Below are 19,674 nucleotides of genomic sequence, written 5' to 3' on the forward strand. Positions count from 1 at the left end.
TCCTTAACCGTTGCGGTAGTCGCCGCCGGCCGTATTGTTCTGGTATTTTGCCATAGTCGGTACCACCTGCTGATTAGCAGCCGAGACGATCTTCGGGCTGGCTTCGGTGACTGTCTGCTCGCTGACGGATTTGACATAGGCTTGCAGTCCGCCGCTATCGTCGACGGTCCCTCCGACTTGGACAGATACGCCAGATTGTCTAGAAGCTTTGCTGCCCCCGAGAGACGGCATTCGTGGAGCGCCCACTAGACCGCCACTGGCATAACCCTGCATTCTGCGCAAGTTCTTCACGCCGATGCGCTTCGTGGTCTCCGCGTCCATGACGTATTCGCCCTTGTGGACGACGCCAGCCGGCTCATTCTTGCCGCCTGGACCAGTGTAACCGCCGTCGGCGAAGCCGAATATCTTGCTAACCCCGCCGAGGAGGCCGCCAAATAACCCGCCTCCACCGGCTCCACCGGTGTCGAAGATCGAATTCAGGCCGATATCGATGACCTTATCGAGCACGCGATCGAGTGCGTTCTTCAAGGCATCAGCAGCAGAAACACCATTCCGAAGGTCATCAATGAACCCGCCGGTTATATCGTGGGCGGTGTTCTTGAACTCATCCGCCGCGTCTCGGGCTCTATCCTGCGATTCCTGTAACTGTGCGGCCGCGACGCTCGCATTCGCATATCCCGTCGCGAGTTGGTCGATCGATGCCTTAAGCGCCGGAGTGATTGCCAAGCCCGCCGTTTGAGCCGCGGTCAGCAGGTCACTTTCGGCGCGAGCTTTCTCGATCGCGAAGCCGTAGTCGTCGATAAGCGGGTTGACCCCTGCTTGTGCCACAGTCTCGTTTTGAAGCGCTAGAGTGCGCTCCTTGATCTGTTCGATTTGACGCTGATAGTCGTCTGCGCTTCCACCTCCGCCACCACCGCTCTTTTTGCGCCCGCCTCCTCCAGAACCGCCAGTTGGTGCCTTGAAGTCTGCGATCGATACGGGCTTGAACGACGTTGTCGCGGCAGGCAATCGCCCGCCTTTCGGCGTTGTAGCCGCGCCACCACCGAGAACGCTGTTTTTGATCGCATCCGCGGTAAGGTCGCCCGCTCGCTGGATTTCACCGGCAAACGCGTCATTGATGCGATTTGTCACCTCCTTGGTGGAGGTAACCGTTAAGGCGCCTCCAAGGAAGCTCTTCTGTGCAGACCCGCCAGTGAGGAACGATCCGACATTGTCGAGACCGCTTAGCCCGCCAATCGTAGCGGCGAAACTGTTGGCGGCCGCGATGCCTGAATTCAGCGCGTTTATCACGGCTGTGATCTGCCCGATCAAGCTGTCAAAATTGATCCCGTTGATGAAGCCCGCCACGTTGTCTATTGCCGAACCGAAATTCTGGCTGGCCTCCGTGGACTCGTTGAACCGCTTAGCTGCGTCAATGAGCGAGTTCTGAAGATTGGTTAGGTGCTGGCCAAGCGTCAGCGTAGCTCCAGCCACCTTGTCCTGAAGAATGGGTGCCCCGGCTTCAAACGCCCTGAAGAACGCTTCGGACGACACCTTGCCGTCGACGATTAGCGACTTCAATTGCGCGACCGAACCACCGGCTTCCTTTAGGCCCGCAGCAGCCGCTTGAGCGATTGTCGGAGCACCTTCGAGGATTGAATTGAACTCTTCCGCGTGAACCGTTCCAGAACCAAGCGCCTGGCCCAACTGCAGAAGGGCTCCTGACGCGGTTGTGGCGTCAGTGCCAGCCACCCGCAGCGATAGCGCCACGTTGTCCGTGAAGGTCAGCAGCTCCGCACTGGAAACGCCGAGTTCTTTCTGGTTCTGTGCGGCACGACCGTACAAGGTCGCTAGCGTCTCGATCGGGGCCGCATTCTTCTGTGCCGAGATCAGCAACTTGTCATAGACGGCGGCCAGTTCGGTGCCAGACAGGCCCGCCACCTTCAGCGCATTGTCGATGCGCGTTGATGCATCCAGCAACTCTTTTGCACCAGCTGCGCCACCAACGAGAGCGAACGCACGAGCGGCAGATGAGGCGAAGCCATCAAATCCGCTGCTCAGTTTCTTGTTCATCGTCGCGAAACGGCTCTCGATCGCGCGAGCGTTCTTGTTAGTAACGCCCATCGCCCGATTCAGCGAGTTTTCATATTTTTTGATGTCAGCCGAAAGCTGCACCACGAGACGCTCGAGGTCAGTTGCCATTCGTTCGATCTCGCTTTATCTACTAGCGTATGGGGATACAGAAACGACGGATGTTCTGCGAAGAAGAAGTGGCAATGGTGCTCGCCGAGAGGCAGACACCAAACCACATTCTGCACTTGCTACTCAGTGTCTTCACTGGCGGGGCTTGGATTGTCGTGTGGATCATCTTGACGCTGTCAGTTGGCGCGTACAAATGCCCTCGCTGCGGTGCCCGGACGCGCGGATACGTGCCGAAGAAGTACAAGGCGGCACTTGCCGCCAAGCTTACTCTTTCGACTTGAGCCATTCGAATAGATGGTCGGCTTCCTTGTCGCTCATCTTGCTTTCATCAGCGCCATTTGCCTTGGCGTAGCCTTCGACAGTCGCCATGAACTGCCACATCGACATCGAGTTGACTTGCTGAGGCGTGAATCCCATCGCGGCGCCGGTGCCGTAAATCGCGCCAAATCTAAGCTTGCCGTTCGGCAGGTCGTCTATTTGACTTCCGCTTGACCTGGCGCCTCGGCTTCCCCCAGTCGCTCGTCCTCCGCGCCAATCAGACCGGCTGACAGAACTGCAACCGCATATGGATGATTTTCCATCGGCGGCCGGCCCTCAACATAGGTGCGCACAAGCTTAAGGGCCTTAACGGGCTCCAACCCGCCGCCAATTAAGCCGAGCCTGATGACATTGGAAATGTCCTCAATGCGCCACTGCTGCATATGCAGACGATTGAGGACGACATACGGGCCAGCATCTGTCTTTTCTTGAAGCTCGGCGAGCTCACCCCACCCGAGGCGGAAGACGTAATCGCCGTCCGCCCACGTGAGTCCAATCTTGGCGTCCCGCATTACGATACCGTGCGGACGAGCTCGCCATCACTCTGCATCTCGACTGTCATGGTGACGCGGCCGCCCTGCTCGGTTGAGGGATTGAGCGAGGCAACGTGCATAAGGCCAGTCCAGGTAATAGTTTTGGCCGGGAACTCGATTTCAATCTTCACCGGAACGGCGTTGACGTTCTCCCACGCATCAAGCCACGTCTCGACCGACTCAGCGGCCAGAACGCCTTCGCCGGAGACCGACGCAGAAAGCGTGCTGGCATCGCGGCCGATCCACGAAACGGCATCAGGATCGTCGCAGTCCGGAATGGTGACGTCGGTCAGATCCTTGGTCAGCGTCAGGCTCTTGGATGTAAATCCGCAAGGTGCGGTGTAGACGATTGGTTCGGCTTCGTTGCCGAGCAGAATACGGAATTTGCCAAAGCGTGCAGTGGACGGCTGGGCCATCGTGGTCTCCAAATTGTGGTGTTGTTGGTCCGGCTATGGGATTTCCACGAAAGCCGTGATGCTGATGATGGCGCGGTTAGTTGCGCCGTCAGATTCCCGTTGGTAGCGGGTTATGCGATGTCTGATGGTCACCAGCGCGTTGTTCGCCAGAATGAACTCAGCGTCGTGGAGGCATGCACGAATGGCGCCGGCAAGTTTGCGCACCTGGGCGCTGCCGAAGGCTTCACCGCTACCCCAAGACCAGCAATCGATCTGCATCGTGATTTCCATACCGTCGATGCACTCGGCGTCGTCTGTAGTCGCGTCTGACGGTCCCATCGATGTGTATGGGCTTGTTGCCGCGCCATCCGGAGGGCGGTCGTAAACGCGAGCGGCGACAAAGCTTGCCACGCCGGCGTCAGCCTTGAGCCGCGTGATTATCGCGGCCGTGAGTTCGTATGTCGGATCCACGCTTACCTCCCAGCGGCGACTTCTTTTGCAGCCTTGTTAATGGCGCGCGTGATCCGCGACTTCACACGTTTGCGGCTGGCGCGGAACGAAACGAAAAAGTAGGGCTTGGCCGCTTGCGATGGAATTTCAGCGCCAGCAAACATGCCGCCAGCCGTATGCGCCTTCGTGCCGAACTCGACCCACCTGGCCCAATAGGTTTCGCTATTGCCCGCGAAAACGGTGATCGTCAGATCTCCGCCGGTGGTTTCCACCTTGGCCAGCGTGATTGCGCCTTTCGGCGCGCGTCCCCACGTCCAGCCAATACTGTCTTTCAGGGAGGAGTATGGAGCCAGCGACTTTGCCAGGGACACAATCTCCTCGGCGCCCTGCTCCATTGCCTCTCGGATGCGCATCTTTACCGCATCGGGAAGTCGGTCGAGTTTCCTTTGAAGCTGCTTCAACCCTTTTATGGTGGCCATTTGCGCACCTTTCGAAAGGGCAGCGAATACCTGATAAGCCACGCTACAAAGGCAGCAATCCGATGCGCCCTCATTCTGGCACACCGATCGTCGCGAGCATTTCGATATAGTCGTTCTTCTGCGAAAGATTCACCGGAGGAGAAACAATCGCGTAGATGGCGCCGCTACGCGCATCTACGGCCCGCCATGTGGCGTCTAGCGCTCGCGTGGCTGCGTGAGAGCGAACCTTGATAGTCACGGGCTGCACGCCTTGAAGGCGGCTCGCCAAGACGGGCTCAGAGCCCATGCGCGGGATGATTTCGGCGCCGTCAGTGAAAACTGTTTGGAATGGGCCGGTTACGGTTCCGCCGAATCCATCGTCGCCGATCGTTCGCTGCTGGAAGTTTAGCCGCGACCTAAGTTTTCCAGCGGTCATTTCGGCCTCTCCGTCTTCTCAGCCATGCCGGCCGCTGTTGCTGCCGCAGCGCAGGCACGAGTCACGTTGTGGACGCCGCCCGCCTTGTAAGCGATCGTGACCTGTGGTCGCGGCTTCCAGTCATAGTCTTCTGAAAACCGCAGCCACATTACAGCGAGACGCCTGGGAACTGGATATCTACGGAGAGAACGGTCGTGGACTTGGCTAAGCCGAGAAGGCAGACGTACTCGCCAGCGCCAACGTCGGCCAACGGGCAGATGCCGCCTGGGGTGTCGCTAAGATATACGGCCTGCCCAGCCGTTAGCGTGCCGCCGATCGTAATGTCGCCGGACTTGTGAACAGCAACTGGCTGATTGAGCGATGCGCCGTTCAGAGCAATGCCCTTGGCCTGACGAGCCTCTGCAGTGGCAGAGTTGGAATCGGCAAGCATCCACTTCTTGGTGGTAGAGCTCAGATAGACGGCCTTGCCGGCCGCAATCGTCTCGCCGGCGACGCCGGTTACAGCAGTAGAATTCGCGCCTGCGATGACGTTCGCTGGCGTCAGCGTGATGTCTACCATGATGATTCCTTAGCGGCTCAGCCGCGCCTGTAGTTGCAGAGCAGCGCATCAAGCGCCGTCCAATCTTCAACCTTCGCGTTCTCGCGCACCTCGTAGGCGTCCGCGATAAAGAGAAGGATTGCGTGCTTCACGGCCCCGGGGGCGTCACCATAGCCGGCAACAGCCGTCACTGTGATGCGCGATCCAGACCTGGTGGAGGGCCACTGTTTGCCGTAGGCGAGAACGATAGCTGCTTCCAAAGCGTCGAACAGCTCTTCGTAGACATCGGCAGCAAGCGTCTGATCGGCGCCGTCCGTGTCCACGTAGGAAATAGACGTCACCGACTTCACTGGCGCCACCGGAAGGCGCGCCATGTCTGCCCAGCAATCACATTTCAGCTCGACCGTTTGCTCGGCAAAAAGGACATTGCAGTATTTCTCTGCGTGGTCGCGCGCGGATGCGATCATCAACTCGACGTCATTATCGTCGTCCGTGAACTCGACACGCAGACGACGCTTTACGTCCTCAAGCGTCACCGGCTCCGCCGTTGCTGCCGTCGTCACTTTGGCTGGATACCACATCGGCTGCCTTGCCCTTTTTGGTCTTAACCGGAGCCTTAACCTCAGGCTCGGCATCCACGGCGAAGCCAGCCACCTTCAGGCGCTCAGCTTCGTCCGCATCAAATTCGTGCTCGTCGCCAGGCGACAGATTGATATCGGGACCGGAAAGACCCGCAGTCATTTTCAAAAGCATGTCGCCTCCTAAGAGCAAGGCGGGCCAGCCCAAAGAGCCAGCCCGCGCAGTCATTAAGCCTGGATGAAGTGCTTGATAGCAGCAGTATCGCCAAGCTCGCCGTCGAAGCGGATCAGACCGGCAATGCCGAGATCCGGCCAGAAGCGCTCACGCAGAACGCCGATGGTCGGAGAACCAACCTTGCGGACGTAGTACTTGCCGAAGTCACCGAACAGCATCGTCTTCTGGCCAGTCGCAATGTTCGCCATTGCCTGGTTGATCCAGTAGCGGTAGCCGAGCAGCGAGCCGGGTACGCCGTTCTTAACGTCGCCCATCTGCCAGAGGTAGTTGCCCTGACCGTCCTTCAGCTTGCGGATGGCCGCGAGCGTCAGGTCGTTGAACATGAAGGCGACCTTCGGAGCCGAGCGATATGCCGGGTCGACCGAGTGGACGAGATCGATGATTTCGTCAGAGGCGATCGCAGCAGCGCCAGCCGCAGTCTTGCCAAGCGTCGAGGCGGTAACAACGCCGTTCGGCGCGCCAGTGCCAGTGCCGACCGTCAGCTGAGCGTTGGCAGTGCGGCCAAGGCGTTCGCCGAGCAGTTCGCCGAGCAGCGACTCCATGTTGAAGATCGAGTCCTGGGCCAGTTCGAACGAGAAGCGAACGAACTCGGTGTCGAAGACGTAGGAATCAAGGTTGCGCTGGCCGAACGTGACATCTTCCGAGCCGTCGTCAGTCAGTGCCGTGCCTTCAGTATGGGCGCCGGCTACCTTGGCCGTGTCATTGACAGTCGGCAGGCGGATCGGGTTGCCGGAGGTCGTGTTGATTTCCGATGCAACGTCAGCATCGTACATCGGGCCCCAAGCCTTCATCGACTTGATGATGAAGTTGGCAAGCTCGGTCGGGACCGTGAAGCCACCAGCGGTCGTGGTGCCAACGGTCTGGGCGCGGAATTCAGGCTTGGCTACGACGCCAGCCTTGAGCACGGAGCGCTCTTCGGCGGAAAGCTCACCCATGTCAGCGCCGCTGGCCATGAACTTGTAGAATACCGAGCGGTACTCAAGCTTTTCTCCGTCGTCCTGGCCACGCTGCTCGCCGTCAGATCCGTTCGGGCGCTTCTTTGCGCGCTCTTCGTCCTGGCGAGCGGAAAAGCGAGCTTCGATATCAGCAAGCTTCTGCTCGCGTTCGATGTGCTTTTCGAGCTTGTCGAATTCGGCCATGATATCGTCGTGGCGCTTGTCGAGCTCGGCCGCGCGGGCTTCGTCGGTGTTCTTGCCGATCGCGTCGAGCGCTTCGCGAGCGTCGTGTACGAGTTTGCCGCGCTTCTCGTTCAGTTCCTTAAGGGACATGTGTTTCTCCAAATGAAAATGGCGCCACGCGGCGCCGTCAGGATGAAATGGCAGGACGATCGTCCGGCCCTCCGGCAGTGCCGGGTGACTACGAGGCGTCCTGCCGGATGCCCCGAATTCTCTGTTCGAGCGACGCGCGCTTCTCAGCTACTCTCCTGGCCGCAGCGGCCGCGTTCTCTTCCTTGCGGCGCTCCGCTTCATCGAGAGCGCTACCCTCCGCCCTTGCCGCCTCAAGCGAGCGCAGAGCGATGGTGGTGTCCTCGTAGGCGGGCCATGCGACTGCCGACACTTCGAGGAGTTCAAGCTTCTCAATTGTTCGAACCGGTCTATCGCCCGTCTCGTCCCAAGTTTCCTTGGTGACCCGGAAACCAAACGACATCCCAGAGATGTCTTGGCGGGATACGAGCTCCCACAGATCGTTTCCGTCGGTCGTGTTCGGCACATCGATCTCGACATGCAGCCCGATACCGTCCTCAGACAGTCGCAATGTGCCGCTTTTAGTGCGACCAATCACACGCCCTTGGTCGTGGTCGACGAGGGCCCGAATATCGCCCTTGATAGCGTCAGCAAATGCGCCCGGAGCAATCTTTTCATCGAAGTAGCTACTGATCGTTGCGATCCGATCGAACTTCGCGGCGTACCCCACAAGTGTACGTTTGTCGCTGTCTGCGCGCACCTCGACACCAAGGCCAGATGCGCGCTTTTCAATGTTGGTGGTCATGCGGCGTCAGCCCCACTGTCTGCATTGTTGTCATTGGCTGGCGGCGCCACTGCCGACGTGCCTAGCGGCACTGTCGCGCCTTGAATGTAGAGCTTGTCCGCCGGGCCGCCTTCAGCAGGCAGGTTTTCCATGGCGCGGATCTCGTCTGGCTTCCGAATGCCATTTTGAATGGCGATTCCGTAGCCTTCCATGCGCGTCTTGAAGTCACCACGCAGAAGACCGTCGAGATTATGCTCGATGTACCGGCCACCGGTGCGGCCGAAGAACTTCAGATTTAGCTCGTCCTCGAGTGCCTTCGCCCATTGGCCGATCAGGTGCTTGACCAGATGAAGATCCTGCTGCTCAGCGTTGCTGAACGTCGCGCGGGACAGGTCCTGCAAAAACACCGGTGGCAACTGGTATGCTCGGGCGATTTCCTCAATCTGGAAGCGCCTCGCCTCGACCATCTGACCCTTGGCAGGGTCAATCCCCACAGGAGACAGCTTGTAGCCGGCCGGAATCGGGAAAATGGGCTCGTCGGCATTCTTCGCTGCATCGACCGACCGCTTAATGTCAGCCTGAGCTCGCTTCATTGCATCTGCGCCAGCCGGAAGTGGGCCTTCGAGCGCCAAAGGCGGAACACCGCCACCAGCAAAGAAGTTCGAGCCGTAGTCGTTCATGGCGATCGCAAGCTGGATAGCTTTCGATGCCTTGTAGATCGGTCCATAGTGCCGAAGCCCGCAAGGCTTGAGCATGAACGGCACGTCGATCACGTCCGCCGCATCGTATTCCTTGTTCTCAAACTGGTAGACGGTCCGCATGCCTACGCGCTTGATCGTGGTCTTGGTCGGGTCCATCGGCCACAGGGAATCAATTCCTTGTGGTGTGCGCTCAATGTAGGCAAGGCCACGGCCGCCGGTGAAAACCTGCTGCCAGAACCACTGCCAGAACTTGAAGGCGCCGACGCTGTCATTCGGAGCCGAATTGACGACCGTCTCCAGTCGCCCTGTAATGCGAACAGCACCTGTCTTCGAGTTGCGGTAAGCGTGGCGCGGAACGGCGGCCAGAGTGCGCGACAAGAATGCTACCGCAGCCATAACCGCAGGCACGTTCAAGGCGTTGTCGATCGTGACATGTGGGAGATTGGCGCTTTGGACGCCGAAGAATGCCATGTAATTCTCGGCACTCACCGGCACCGTTGGGTTTTCGATGCTTGCGCGCGATTCAGGCGCATTGTCCGCGTTTCGGCGGCTAAACCATTCTTTGAGAGCCATCATGCCGCCTTGTTGAGTGAGAATTCCGGGTCGTCCCATGGACTTTCCGTGGAAGCGGAACCCTCATAAGTGCCAGCCATCGCAGTCGCCATTGTGAGTGCGACAGCACCGTCAATGCGGCCTCGAGACTTCTGCTTGTCGAGCTTGCGGTTCCCAGAGGGGTCCGGCCGCACTGTCGCGTTCATCATGCACATCGTCAGAACCGGATGCGCGCCGTGGGCGAGTTTCTTGTTCAGCAGGATGCTTTCGAGTTCACGAAGAGCGGGAGACATGGACGCATAGCCCTGCCCGAACTGCTCGAATACCGCGGCGTCGCCTTCCAGCTGCTCCTCGGTAAAGCCCACTTTCTGCAGCCAAGGCTTCAGATGCCTCCAGTTCCAACGGTCAAACGCGATCTTGCGGATGTCCATCGTATCGAACAGGCCGCGCAGATGTGTCGCTACGAACTCGTAGTCGACCGTCGGCCCAGGCGTCGTTTCGAGATGTCCGCTCTTCTGCCAAACATCGTACGGCACGCGGTCGGCCTTCGCCTTATCCCGAAGCGCGTCGCCAGGCAGCCAAAACGTCGGTCGCACATGCCAAATAGTGCCGGCATCGGTCTCCTTTGGCGCCATCAACACCAGAGCCGTCAAGTCAGACACTTCCGAAAGGTCGAGCCCGCCGAAGACGGGAAGCCCATCGAAATCATCAACTGGTCCGTCACAGGCGCGCCAAATGGCCGGAGCAACGAACGGTGCTGAAGCATCGATCCGCTGGTTGAGGAACAGCCAGCGAAAGCTGGCCTCCTTGGTGGGCATGCGGCTCGCTAGCTGCGAAAAGTCTTCGACGTCCTTGATCGAACGGAAGACGCCCAGCGCCGGATTAGCATCGGCCCACGCATTCCGATCGTCTAGTGCACAGTCGGACGGAGCGGTGTAAATGTGGCTGACAATGCGTGGATCTTTCGACGTTTCGGCATCGTCAATCCAGCGGGAGAAGAGGTCATTATCGGTAGCCGCCTGCGTCGAGATGGCAAAAAGCATAGCCTTGCCATCATAGGCACCCTGTGACGTTTCGATCGCTTCAACGAAGTCATCCGTGGGGCCTTTAATCTGCCCAACTTCGTCCAGGATCGCCAGGATAGGCGAGCCGCCATGCGCGCTTTTCGCTTCTGCTGAACTCGCTTGATACTCGACATTTTTCGCCAGTCCGACAATCATCTTTGCCGACGGCACGATACGCGCGAGCTTGGATAGCTCTGGTGACATCATCACCATTTTGGCGGCGTAGTTGAATACCTCGGCTGCCTGTTTTCGGGAGCGCGCACCGGATACGATGCGCCCGTTCTGATAAGCTTCAGGCCCGACAATATGCGCGAGGAGCAAGCAAGCTATGAGGCCAGTCTTACCATTCTTTCGGGCGATCGAGAGGTACGCGCGCGATGTGCCGGCCGGATTGTCGTAGACGGCCTTAATGAAGCGTTTCTGAAAGTCCAAAAGCTTCACCGGTTTGCCGAGAAGTGTCCCTTCTGGCACAAGACAATATTTTTCGATGAAGGCAATTACGCGCTCGCCGCGGGTCTTCGGCTTCTTGGCCATTCACCTGTCAGCCCGGTCGCGCCAGCAAATCGTCCTCTAGGGGATTGTCTCCCTCGATGTCCTTTGCGGCCGCACGCCTCTTGGCGGCATCCCTTGCCTCGCCCGCTTGCGCACGCGCGTGGAGGGATAGCGATCGGCGGAAAGACAGAATTGAGCTGGCGTGCATCTGCACGATTGATTTTCGCGGATTCGCCACCGGCGTCCCCTTGTCGGAATAAGCGATGCCACCTTCCGTCCGCAGCAGCGATTGCTCGCGCACTAGATCGGCCATCGTCCTTGCGAGCATGGCTGCAAGCTCGAGCTGATGGGCAGACCATTCAGACCGCGCGAACTCGGCGATCACATTCCGAAAGAACGGCCCGTCCTCATCATCGAGTGGCACGTTGTCAGGAGGCAGGATCTCGGTGGTGGCTTTCGCCATGACGCGCACGGCTTCCGCGGCGCTGTCGATGCGCGCCTTTCGCTTTGCCATGGTTGGTCCTCATGGGAATTTCTGTGTTTGCACTATTGTTGTGGGACCCCGCCGGTCCGAGGCCGGAGCGGCCCAGAGATCGACCCACCCCCTCCTAGCCGAGCTCGATGGGATACCCATCGACGCCGTAGGTCACTACCTTCTTGCCGTTCTCGATCATCTGCTTCGCACTATCATGGTGATGCTTGCACAATGACTGCAGGTTGGTCGGCTCGAAGAACATTGAGACATCGCCCTTGTGGGGCTTGATGTGGTCGACGGTGTCAGCAGCTGTGACGTCCTCGGTGATCAGGCAGAACCGGCATAGCGGCTCAATGCTCAGCTGATAGTTACGAAGAGCACGCCACCTGGCCGTCTTGTACATGGGTCGGTACGCATCAGCCTCGGCTGAGCGGTACCGTGATTTGGTTGCAGAGGTGGGAGTTGCTGCCTGATGGTTATGAGCCATCCGAGATACCGTTTCTCTACTCTGCTTGAAGGAGCTGCGGTGGACTGTTGCACTGCACTGTGCGAATACCCACATATGGCTGGACGGTTTAGGCGCGCCCTATTGGCGCCCATGTCTTACCGCAATCCCAAGGAGATAATGTCATGACCGATACACACGCGTCCGCGTCCGCGCAGCCGTATGACGCCAAGACGCTGGCGAAGAAGCATCGTATCGAAATCGAAGACGCGGCAAAGATCATTGCCGAGTACGGTGCTGATCGAAAGGCTGCCGATAAGGCAGCACGCCGCATCGCTGCGTAAGAAGCTTAAGGGCGGCGCCATGACGGAGCCGCCCATCACACAGGGTTAGGCGTTGCCGACGTTTCGATTGCGATCAAGCGCAAAGAAGCTTGGAACTTCCTCGATCTCGACGAGCAAGCCGGCTTTTCTTGTGAACCGTTCAAAGTTCAAGCGAACTGCGTCTATAGGGAATAAGCCGTTTGCCGCTCTGCGGCATGCTCCGTAAAGCGTGTCGTACGCTAAATCCCGGCGCTCTTCAGGCCATTCATCCAGAAAATCAAAAACCTCTTCAAGGCAGGCGATTTCTTCGATGAAGTTCCTACCCCGCACATAGGCGGCGCGATCAAAAAATGAAGGAGCCATATTCACCTCCGTTATTTGGCCGTTGACGGGCTAAAATTACGAAAGCGATTGCTAATGTTCAAGGCGAAAAATGCGATCCGCCGCAGCAATTCGAAAACGAAAGCGGCAGGGAGGCACCCGGCTTATCCCGGACCTCAACCTGCCGCGCGATCACCACGTCGCCGGAGGAGGCAGCGCCATGGCAATGGGGTAACGAAGATGGGGATAGCGGATTGGAACGCGTCCCATGTATGCCGCTAGCAGAGCCTCCAAATCCATGGATGCTAGCCAAGACGGAAACCATCACTGGGCCGCGTCATCTTCGTGTAGGAAAGGCAGCCACCGCAGGACCGAATCCGGTCAACGAGGCGATGTCGCGGGCCAGACCCTGTAACTGCCAATAGTTACCCAAGGCTCATCACTGGCCTCGGGCCGGTCGCAATCTTTATCTGCGCACCGAAGGATGTGGGGCAGCGGTAAACCGCTGAACCCCTTCACAGATACACCCTTCGAGATTGCAGAAAGGGACAGCTAAGCTGCGTACGCGTCGATGGCCCGCATCAGGTTATCATTCGCTGCGATGAGAGCGCGCTTCCCGCGGCGCTCTGCCGTCTTACCGGCGAAGCCCATAGACATACCGATATCGCTCATGTTGCTAGCCGACCGTGCGGCTTCGAGCACCTGGCGATCGTCTGCCTTGAGGCTGTCGACGGCCGCAGCCCAAACATCCCGATCGGCTTTGGCCGAGACGATATCCTGCCACATCATGGATCCGCTCTCACCGGTGCACGTCTTCACCATACCCGGGAATACCTGCGACATCTTCTGCGAGCCGCAGGGCAAACCGTCGGGGTAGTAGGTGAACGTCACCTTGTCCATGTTGGTGTTGGCATAGGCTTCTGCGAGCATCGCCTTCGTCTCAGCGTGGCTGTAGTTCTTGCCCTTGCGGCGCTTGCCGCCAGCCCGATACCGATGCGGAAGCGTGCCGAACAGATCTGCGAAATAGCGGTTGCTGGCTGTGGTAGCCTGGCTGTCTTCCTCAGCGCCCATTTGGCTTTCTGCTGCGTCCTTGGTTCCGAGCATCGCGCCGGCAGGCATGCGGATCTGAGCAGCCACTACCTTGCCATCAATCGTTAGCTTGAAGCCCTGCTCGGTCTGGGTGCCGTCGCTGAACCGAATGCGACCGATGCAGACCACCTGCCCTGCTGAGTTCCGCTCAACGTCGCCGCTAGCAACCGAACGCATGACTTCCTCGATTGAAGGCTTCAATCGCCAGCGGCGCTCCGCCGTCATGCCTTCTATGTCTTCTGGATTGTTGTCATTGGCCGGCACGACCGACCAGTTAGTCTGCATTGGCTCGGGCTCGTGGTATGGCTCCGACGCGTACTTGCGGAAGCCGGCAAGTTGCTCAGCTAGCGATCCGTGTCTGGTCATGCGGCCTCCTCGTGTGGTGATTTGCGTTGGTTGCGCTATCGTGAACAGTATGCTATTTTCACCATTTTGTCAAGCTGGTCACGATGCAGCCGACAAAGCCAGCCATTCGCGAACAGCCTCGACACTGGCCGCAGCACACTCCTCCTTGGTCGACGCCTTGATGACCTGAACGGTGTAGCCAAGAGCCCTCAGCAGCGGATGCCGCACTTTCTGGCTGGCCGTAACCGTTCCTTCCTCGCCCTTGTACTCGATCAGCAGTAGTCGACCACCGGAGGCGTAAACTCGCAGATCAGGATCGCCGGCCGCAATCCCGGTTGCCTTTGCCTTCACCGCGGCCTGCTTGCTGCGGTAGTCGCCGTTCATGTCGCCAGCGATGGTGAAGCCACCGGGGACAACATCGCTGGCCGCTTCAGCGTAGCCTGGCATCGCCTTTAGTGCCCGAACGGCGGCAGCCTGCAATTCCCACTCGTCGATCGGTGCCGCCTTGATGGTGATCTTGCCATCGGCGCCAGTGACAAGTCGGACCTTGGCGCCATTGATGCGAGTGGTCTGAACGGTGCGTTTGCTGCGGGCGGGTTTCGTGAAGGTCGCTGGTTTGGCCATGTTGGTCTCCTGTGCGGTGGTTGCAGGTTGTATTGGTTGTCGGGGTATGTTTTCCCCCACCCTTTTTTGAAGCCTCGTTTTCGCTCCCACCCTCCCTCCTCCCACCCCCTACCCCCTAAAGGGGGTATAGGGGGATGTGGGAGAGGGTGTGAAAAGGTGGCGCCGGAGTAAGATTTCCCCACCTTTCCCCACCTATGTGGGGCACCGTGGGGAAGTTGTATTTCAATTTTATTTTGGTTGTATCTATGCTGCCCGAACGTAGACAGTCACCCGATCTGGATGCTTGATGTCGACGCCTTTGATCGACTCTTTTTTGAGGAAGCCGGACTCTATCCATCCGTCGATCATCCGCTCGATTTTGCTGTGCGTTTGCGTCTTCCGTTTGCCATCTGGAAGATCAACTCCCATGATATCTGCGACCACCAATCCGACCCAATTACTGGCCTGGTAATTGTAGGTGTAGTCGGCGTTGTTTACGCGAACCCTGATTAGTTCAGACTGATCAGATGGAACCGCTTCCACAAGCTCAGCCTTATCCGGCCACCGCCACTCCGTCACGACGGGCGCATGGTCCTGTGGCTTGGTGAGCCCTCGCCCGTTGCCAAGGGGCACGCTTTCGAGCTTTCGCCAATCGAGCCTGCTGGAAAGCGGCGTCAGGTTCGACTTGCCGTAGGTTACTGAGAAATAGCCGAAGCGATCGTTGGCGTTCACGCCTGCCGATGTTGCCTGCTCTTCCGACATGCGGTTGAGAACCCGCACCGATCGGGCCGCACCGATCAGCGACACCGCGCCTCGAGCGTCTTCGACGGTCGCCTCGCGATCCGCCACTTTGCGCAGGTGGTGCACGATATCGATGCTTACGTTGGTGTAGTCGGCGATCCGGGCCCAAAGCTTCGCTACCTTGTCGATCGCGCCGTTGTCGTTCTCGTTGACGCCGTGGGTGGACACGAACGGGTCGACAATCATCACGTCGATCTCATGAGCCAGGATCTGCTCGCAGACGGCCTCTACGATCGGCGATTGGATCTTGACGCCTGCCCGCTTGTCCTCGATCGCCACAACAAGCTCTTGCTCGCGGCCGGTGTCGAGAAAGAGACTGCCCTCAATATCCTCGGGCTTGAGATTGTAGTGGATGCAGGCCGCCATAATGCGTCGTTCCAACTCGTCGCGCGGATCCTCAGCATTGAAGATCCACACCTTGAGCGGCGCCGGCGGCTTCGTGCCGCTGAGGCTGCGACCGGACGTCATGGAAAGCGCCTCGACGATGCTGTTGGAGGTCTTGCCGAGGCCGCCCGGGCTGACTGTCACTGAGACATACTTGCGGATGTAGTGGGTGCCGAAAGCAAACTCGCGGCGGGGTATGGTCTTCGGATCGATCCACCTAAACGCCGTGGCAAGGATGGGTGGCTGGTCTGGCTGGGGGGCGTTGTCGTTGGCTGCGGCTGTGGGTTCGGCCGGTTCTGGAACTGCCGGCTCACTGACCGCATCCTCTTGAACGGCGGCCAGCTTCGCCTTCCCCTTTGCGATACCATTGGCGATCATGCGACTGACGTCGACGAGCCGCGTGTTGTCCTCCTGAAATGACGGCTCTGGAATGGTGCGCGGGTTGAGCATGCCGGCATTCAGCCCGTTCCGGATCGTGCCGCATGACTTCGGGAAGTTGCCCCATGGCTGCGCGATCGCCTGCAGCTCTCTCTCCGCTTCGCTGCGTGCGAGCACCCCGGCGCCGACAAACTGGCCGAGCGCGAACGCCGCGTCGTTGAGTCGGTTGTTGCGGCCTCCCGATGGAGTGCTAGCAAGGTGGTCCAGCTCCGACTGAATGGCTGCAGTGACATAGGGCGTGTTGCCGATCGATGACGGATGGTAAGCCACGCCGGCAGGAGCTGGCTTTGGCAGCAGCAATGCAAGGAGCCACTCCGGCGCGTCGGCAATCGAGGGCACAACGTCACCAGCCGGTGACCATTCGTATGCGCGGCCATCCGACATCTGGCTGCCAGCCGCGAGCACGTATCCACCTTCTGATCTGATATCGACACCGCCGCCGAGCGCACCGCGGTTGCGGGTGCCGACGACGTAGTTGAAGTAGACGTGCAAGCCGCCGTTCGGTGTGGTGACTCGGGCAGTCACGGGCAAAGGTCCATGCTCCGCCTCCATATCGGAAAGCCAGTCGAAACCGTTGGCTCCGCCTGGCTTGTTGTCGATATCGAGAACGAAGACGCCCGTGGCTGCGCCGGTGGGGATGCCGACGGCCGCATCCGGCCAGTCGCTCCACCACCGATCAATGATGCGCCGGAATTTCGACGCGCCCTTGAAGCCGTTACTCGTTTTCGGCGTCTTCTCGTTGAGGGTGATGAGCTCGCCCGTCGACTGATCGCCCACCTCCTCCGCCTGGCTGCGGCAGGGAAAGATCGGCCAGCCGTGCTCGTGGTAGAAGATTGCTAGTTCATGCGGCTTCATAATTCCTCCGATTTCTTCACTACACACCTTTACACAACATTCCTTCGTGTGTATAAGTGTGTATATCAAATGAGGACGAGAAATGAGCCCGAAGCGCAAACCAATGACACCCCGCGAAGTCGAGAAGATGCTCCGCAACGATGGGTGGTCGGTCAAGCGCAACGGCCCCGGCGATCACGTCCAGTGGGTACATCCCACGCAAAAAGGGAAAGTCACGCTCGATATGGGAGTTCGTGAAATTCCGACGGGCACATTGAAGTCGATTTTCATTCAAGCTGGCTGGGATTGGTAATCCCGGCCACAGGCCAACTGAAAGGAGTTCGGTTATGGCAAAGCACTACGTTCTGGCACTTTTGCACAAAGAGAATGACGTATTCGGCATTAGTTTTCCCGATTACCCCGGTGTTGTTTCCGGTGGCGATACATTTGATCAGGCCGTGAGTAGGGGCGCTAACACGTTGTCGTTCCACCTCTATGGTATGGCGGAAGACGGCGACGAAATCCGCCTCCCTCCTCCCCAAGAAGAGGCGGTTAGGGCTGCAACAGCAGAGCTAGGCGGCGGCGCCCTTCCCGCTTTCATTGAAATCGAGTTCCCAGGGAAAGCAGTTCGCATAAACGTCTCCGTTGAGGAGGGCCTGTTGAGCCAAATCGACAAGGCCGCTTCTGGAATTGGGCTAAGCCGGTCAGCGTTTCTTGCCGACGCGGCTCGATCCAAATTAAGGGGCGCAGCCTAAGCGGCGATTAGCTCGGTTGCAGCGATGTTGTCGTTGGCAGCAGCGAGTTCGGCGCAGTTAGCAGACACGAGCGCAGCGGCCACAGGCGGCGAGACGGAGTTGCCTACACATGAAACCTGAACCGACTTCGTGAACGGGTTTCCATCCTTGTCCGCGTCGATCTTGTAATCCGCCGGAAAGCCCTGCGCATTGTAGAGCTCGCGCGGCGTCAGCATTCGCATGCCGATGTCCACGATGACGAAGGCCTCGCCGGCGACGTCAAGAGTTACAAACTCGCGATCATCCCAGAAGCCATGCGATCGCATGAAGTCGGCAACTTCACGGGCTCGGTCGGCCTGGTCTACGGTGAATGGCGGTGCCGACAGGCTGGCCTCGACATGGCCGTGGCGATCCTTGGTAGTGATCGTCCTCGCCGGCTGGTTCTCTTCGCCGCCGTCGCCCGTGCCGTAATAGGCCTGCAGGTATGGCGCCACGAGAGCCGACTTATTGACGCCGGCCGTTACGGTCGCAGAGGGTTCCTCAATGCCGTGACCTATGGACGCGCCGAACTGCCGTGAGACGAACGCCGAGACGACGCCCTGCTGTGCACCAGTAGCCGTGACAGTCGATAGCGGCTCAAGTGCATCACGACCGGGATTGACGCCGCCAATGCGTCGGTTGTCGTTGTTGTGCTGGGCGATGAAAGCGGTCGCGATGCAGCCGTCGGCTTTCGCTGTGATCGTAGCTGTCGGCTCGTCGCAACCTCGCGGACGGCTTTGCCCTGCCCGGCCGCCGCACCCGACTAATGTTGGGATGATGACTGCGTTCTGGTCCTTCTTGCTCGCGCAGATGGTGTGATGTGGATCCTCGACGGAGCGGTTGGCGCCGCCTTGCTGAGCATAGCTGAGAACCGGTGCGACAAGGGAAAGGCCTGCGCCCCCGGCGGTGATTGTGTGGGTTGGCTCATCGGCTCCATTGAACGGCTTGCCGCTGTTGCGCATCGTCATGATGTGCGGAGCGACAACCGCGTGACTAATGCCACCTGCCGTTACAACTCCATGCGGTTCATCAACCGAGTATTCGCGACGTCCGCCGCTATAGCCGTGCGCGACGCTTACCAAGAACGGCTCCTTGGCATCCAACACATAGCGCTTCATCCCACGCGCTACCCGCGACATCGTGGCATCAGCCAGCGGACGCACAGCGCGAAGAGCGTGGCGCGCGAAGACCTGTTCGCTAGTGTCGAAAATCGACGGGCAAGGCAGTGACCAGTCGATGCACTCGGCAGCCGTGCGCCACGCGAGCTTCTTGCCAGCGATTACATCCGCATCGGTCGGCTTGCCATGCGTAGCCACAGGCCAGACAATCGGCTTGCCGTCGAAGCGGACGATGACAAATAGCCGCTTCCGGATGGTCGGAGCCCCATAGTCGCAGGCGCGCAATTCGCGGTGCTCTATCTTGCCGCCGAGTTTGCGAAGCTTCTTGCACCAATCATTGAAGGTCTCGCCCTTTCGATCCGGATCGGGCATCAAGCCCTTGTCGGTCTGAACGAGCGGGCCGTAGTCTTTGAACTCCTCGACGTTCTCCATGATGATGACGTCGACCTTGCCGCCGCTCTTCTGGATACGTTCGACCCAGCCGGGGATAATCCAGCACAGATCGCGGATGTTACGCTCGACAGGCTTTCCGCCCTTGGCTTTGGAGAAGTGCTTGCAGTCGGGCGAGAACCAGGCGAGTCCGATGTGCTTCCGGCGCAGGTAGTCGAGCGGATCGACCTTGTAGACGTTCTCCGAGAGGTGAAGCGTCTCCGGATGGTTGACCGCGTGGAGTGCCAACGCCGCAGCATTGTGGTTGATCGCGATGTCGGGTGATCGACCCAACGCCATCTCTATACCAGTTGACGCTCCGCCTCCGCCGGCGAAGCTGTCCATGATCAATTTTCTGCCGTCATGCCCGATGGTCATGTTCATTCGCGATCTCCTC

General features: G+C 59.1%; 24 protein-coding genes. 3 read left to right on the forward strand and 21 right to left on the reverse strand.

Annotated elements, in window-relative coordinates; translation table 11 throughout:
• Nucleotides 1-3: 3 nt before the first annotated feature.
• From AC1D2R_RS15450 to AC1D2R_RS15525, 16 genes are all read right to left on the reverse strand, one after another.
• Entirely contained in the window at nt 4-2,181 is a 2,178-nt protein-coding gene (locus AC1D2R_RS15450) for a tape measure protein (RefSeq protein ID WP_477968152.1), read from the reverse strand.
• A 264-nt stretch (nt 2,182-2,445) separates the two neighbouring features.
• A complete protein-coding gene (locus tag AC1D2R_RS15455) occupies nt 2,446-2,598 on the reverse strand; it encodes a hypothetical protein (RefSeq protein WP_477968153.1) in 153 nt (50 codons plus the stop codon).
• A 56-nt stretch (nt 2,599-2,654) separates the two neighbouring features.
• Nucleotides 2,655-3,011 carry a gene transfer agent family protein gene (locus AC1D2R_RS15460; protein WP_477968154.1) on the reverse strand — a complete coding sequence of 119 codons (357 nt, stop codon included), beginning with the start codon at nt 3,009-3,011 and terminating at the stop codon, nt 2,655-2,657.
• Nucleotides 3,011-3,448: a phage tail tube protein gene (locus tag AC1D2R_RS15465; protein ID WP_477968155.1), complete on the reverse strand. Its 438-nt coding sequence runs from the start codon at nt 3,446-3,448 to the stop codon at nt 3,011-3,013. The genes AC1D2R_RS15460 and AC1D2R_RS15465 overlap by 1 nt, the downstream gene beginning before the upstream one ends.
• 33 nt (nt 3,449-3,481) lie before the next feature.
• Nucleotides 3,482-3,898: a DUF3168 domain-containing protein gene (locus AC1D2R_RS15470; RefSeq protein WP_477968156.1), complete on the reverse strand. Its 417-nt coding sequence runs from the start codon at nt 3,896-3,898 to the stop codon at nt 3,482-3,484.
• A 2-nt stretch (nt 3,899-3,900) separates the two neighbouring features.
• Complete coding sequence (locus tag AC1D2R_RS15475) at nt 3,901-4,356, reverse strand: HK97 gp10 family phage protein (protein ID WP_477968157.1); 456 nt, start codon at nt 4,354-4,356, stop codon at nt 3,901-3,903.
• Between the two features lie 70 nt (nt 4,357-4,426).
• The gene (locus AC1D2R_RS15480) at nt 4,427-4,771 is read right to left on the reverse strand and encodes a head-tail adaptor protein (protein WP_477968158.1); all 345 of its coding nucleotides are present in this window, start codon (nt 4,769-4,771) and stop codon (nt 4,427-4,429) included.
• A 148-nt stretch (nt 4,772-4,919) separates the two neighbouring features.
• Complete coding sequence (locus AC1D2R_RS15485; protein ID WP_477968159.1) at nt 4,920-5,330, reverse strand: hypothetical protein; 411 nt, start codon at nt 5,328-5,330, stop codon at nt 4,920-4,922.
• Nucleotides 5,331-5,347: 17 nt separating this feature from the next.
• Nucleotides 5,348-5,872 carry a head-tail connector protein gene (locus AC1D2R_RS15490; protein ID WP_477968160.1) on the reverse strand — a complete coding sequence of 175 codons (525 nt, stop codon included), beginning with the start codon at nt 5,870-5,872 and terminating at the stop codon, nt 5,348-5,350.
• Entirely contained in the window at nt 5,835-6,062 is a 228-nt protein-coding gene (locus tag AC1D2R_RS15495) for a hypothetical protein (RefSeq protein WP_477968161.1), read from the reverse strand. The genes AC1D2R_RS15490 and AC1D2R_RS15495 overlap by 38 nt, the downstream gene beginning before the upstream one ends.
• Before the next feature lie 53 nt (nt 6,063-6,115).
• Nucleotides 6,116-7,390 (reverse strand): phage major capsid protein, encoded by a 1,275-nt coding sequence (locus AC1D2R_RS15500; protein ID WP_477968162.1) that lies wholly within the window; start codon nt 7,388-7,390, stop codon nt 6,116-6,118.
• Nucleotides 7,391-7,478: 88 nt separating this feature from the next.
• Nucleotides 7,479-8,111: an HK97 family phage prohead protease gene (locus AC1D2R_RS15505; protein WP_477968163.1), complete on the reverse strand. Its 633-nt coding sequence runs from the start codon at nt 8,109-8,111 to the stop codon at nt 7,479-7,481.
• Entirely contained in the window at nt 8,108-9,364 is a 1,257-nt protein-coding gene (locus tag AC1D2R_RS15510) for a phage portal protein (RefSeq protein WP_477968164.1), read from the reverse strand. The genes AC1D2R_RS15505 and AC1D2R_RS15510 overlap by 4 nt, the downstream gene beginning before the upstream one ends.
• On the reverse strand, nt 9,364-10,941 hold the full coding sequence (locus AC1D2R_RS15515; protein ID WP_477968165.1) for a terminase large subunit: 1,578 nt from the start codon (nt 10,939-10,941) through the stop codon (nt 9,364-9,366). Before AC1D2R_RS15515 ends, AC1D2R_RS15510 begins: the two co-directional genes overlap by 1 nt.
• 7 nt (nt 10,942-10,948) lie before the next feature.
• Complete coding sequence (locus AC1D2R_RS15520) at nt 10,949-11,413, reverse strand: terminase small subunit (protein WP_477968166.1); 465 nt, start codon at nt 11,411-11,413, stop codon at nt 10,949-10,951.
• Between the two features lie 94 nt (nt 11,414-11,507).
• A complete protein-coding gene (locus AC1D2R_RS15525) occupies nt 11,508-11,777 on the reverse strand; it encodes an HNH endonuclease (protein WP_477968167.1) in 270 nt (89 codons plus the stop codon).
• Nucleotides 11,778-12,004: 227 nt separating this feature from the next.
• Here AC1D2R_RS15525 and AC1D2R_RS15530 point away from each other — a divergent pair, with 227 nt between their 5' ends.
• A complete protein-coding gene (locus tag AC1D2R_RS15530) occupies nt 12,005-12,163 on the forward strand; it encodes a hypothetical protein (RefSeq protein WP_477968168.1) in 159 nt (52 codons plus the stop codon).
• 45 nt (nt 12,164-12,208) lie between these two features.
• Here AC1D2R_RS15530 and AC1D2R_RS15535 read toward each other — a convergent pair whose 3' ends face one another.
• The 4 genes from AC1D2R_RS15535 to AC1D2R_RS15550 form a co-directional block, all read right to left on the reverse strand.
• Nucleotides 12,209-12,505 carry a DUF982 domain-containing protein gene (locus AC1D2R_RS15535; RefSeq protein WP_477968169.1) on the reverse strand — a complete coding sequence of 99 codons (297 nt, stop codon included), beginning with the start codon at nt 12,503-12,505 and terminating at the stop codon, nt 12,209-12,211.
• Nucleotides 12,506-13,015: 510 nt separating this feature from the next.
• Nucleotides 13,016-13,918, reverse strand: coding sequence for a hypothetical protein (locus tag AC1D2R_RS15540; RefSeq protein WP_477968170.1), 903 nt, complete (start codon nt 13,916-13,918; stop codon nt 13,016-13,018).
• Nucleotides 13,919-13,996: 78 nt separating this feature from the next.
• Nucleotides 13,997-14,521: a VRR-NUC domain-containing protein gene (locus AC1D2R_RS15545; RefSeq protein WP_477968171.1), complete on the reverse strand. Its 525-nt coding sequence runs from the start codon at nt 14,519-14,521 to the stop codon at nt 13,997-13,999.
• Nucleotides 14,522-14,764: 243 nt separating this feature from the next.
• Nucleotides 14,765-16,978, reverse strand: a complete 2,214-nt coding sequence (locus AC1D2R_RS15550) for a bifunctional DNA primase/polymerase (RefSeq protein WP_477968172.1) — start codon at nt 16,976-16,978, stop codon at nt 14,765-14,767.
• Nucleotides 16,979-17,060: 82 nt separating this feature from the next.
• Here AC1D2R_RS15550 and AC1D2R_RS15555 point away from each other — a divergent pair, with 82 nt between their 5' ends.
• Complete coding sequence (locus AC1D2R_RS15555) at nt 17,061-17,270, forward strand: type II toxin-antitoxin system HicA family toxin (RefSeq protein ID WP_477968173.1); 210 nt, start codon at nt 17,061-17,063, stop codon at nt 17,268-17,270.
• 34 nt (nt 17,271-17,304) lie between these two features.
• Nucleotides 17,305-17,712 (forward strand): type II toxin-antitoxin system HicB family antitoxin, encoded by a 408-nt coding sequence (locus tag AC1D2R_RS15560; protein WP_477968174.1) that lies wholly within the window; start codon nt 17,305-17,307, stop codon nt 17,710-17,712.
• Here the strand turns inward: AC1D2R_RS15560 and AC1D2R_RS15565 are convergent.
• Nucleotides 17,709-19,661: a DNA cytosine methyltransferase gene (locus AC1D2R_RS15565; protein ID WP_477968175.1), complete on the reverse strand. Its 1,953-nt coding sequence runs from the start codon at nt 19,659-19,661 to the stop codon at nt 17,709-17,711. The genes AC1D2R_RS15560 and AC1D2R_RS15565 overlap by 4 nt on opposite strands.
• Nucleotides 19,662-19,674: the final 13 nt, after the last annotated feature.

The organism is Rhizobium sp. P1_C7 (genome assembly GCF_056406295.1).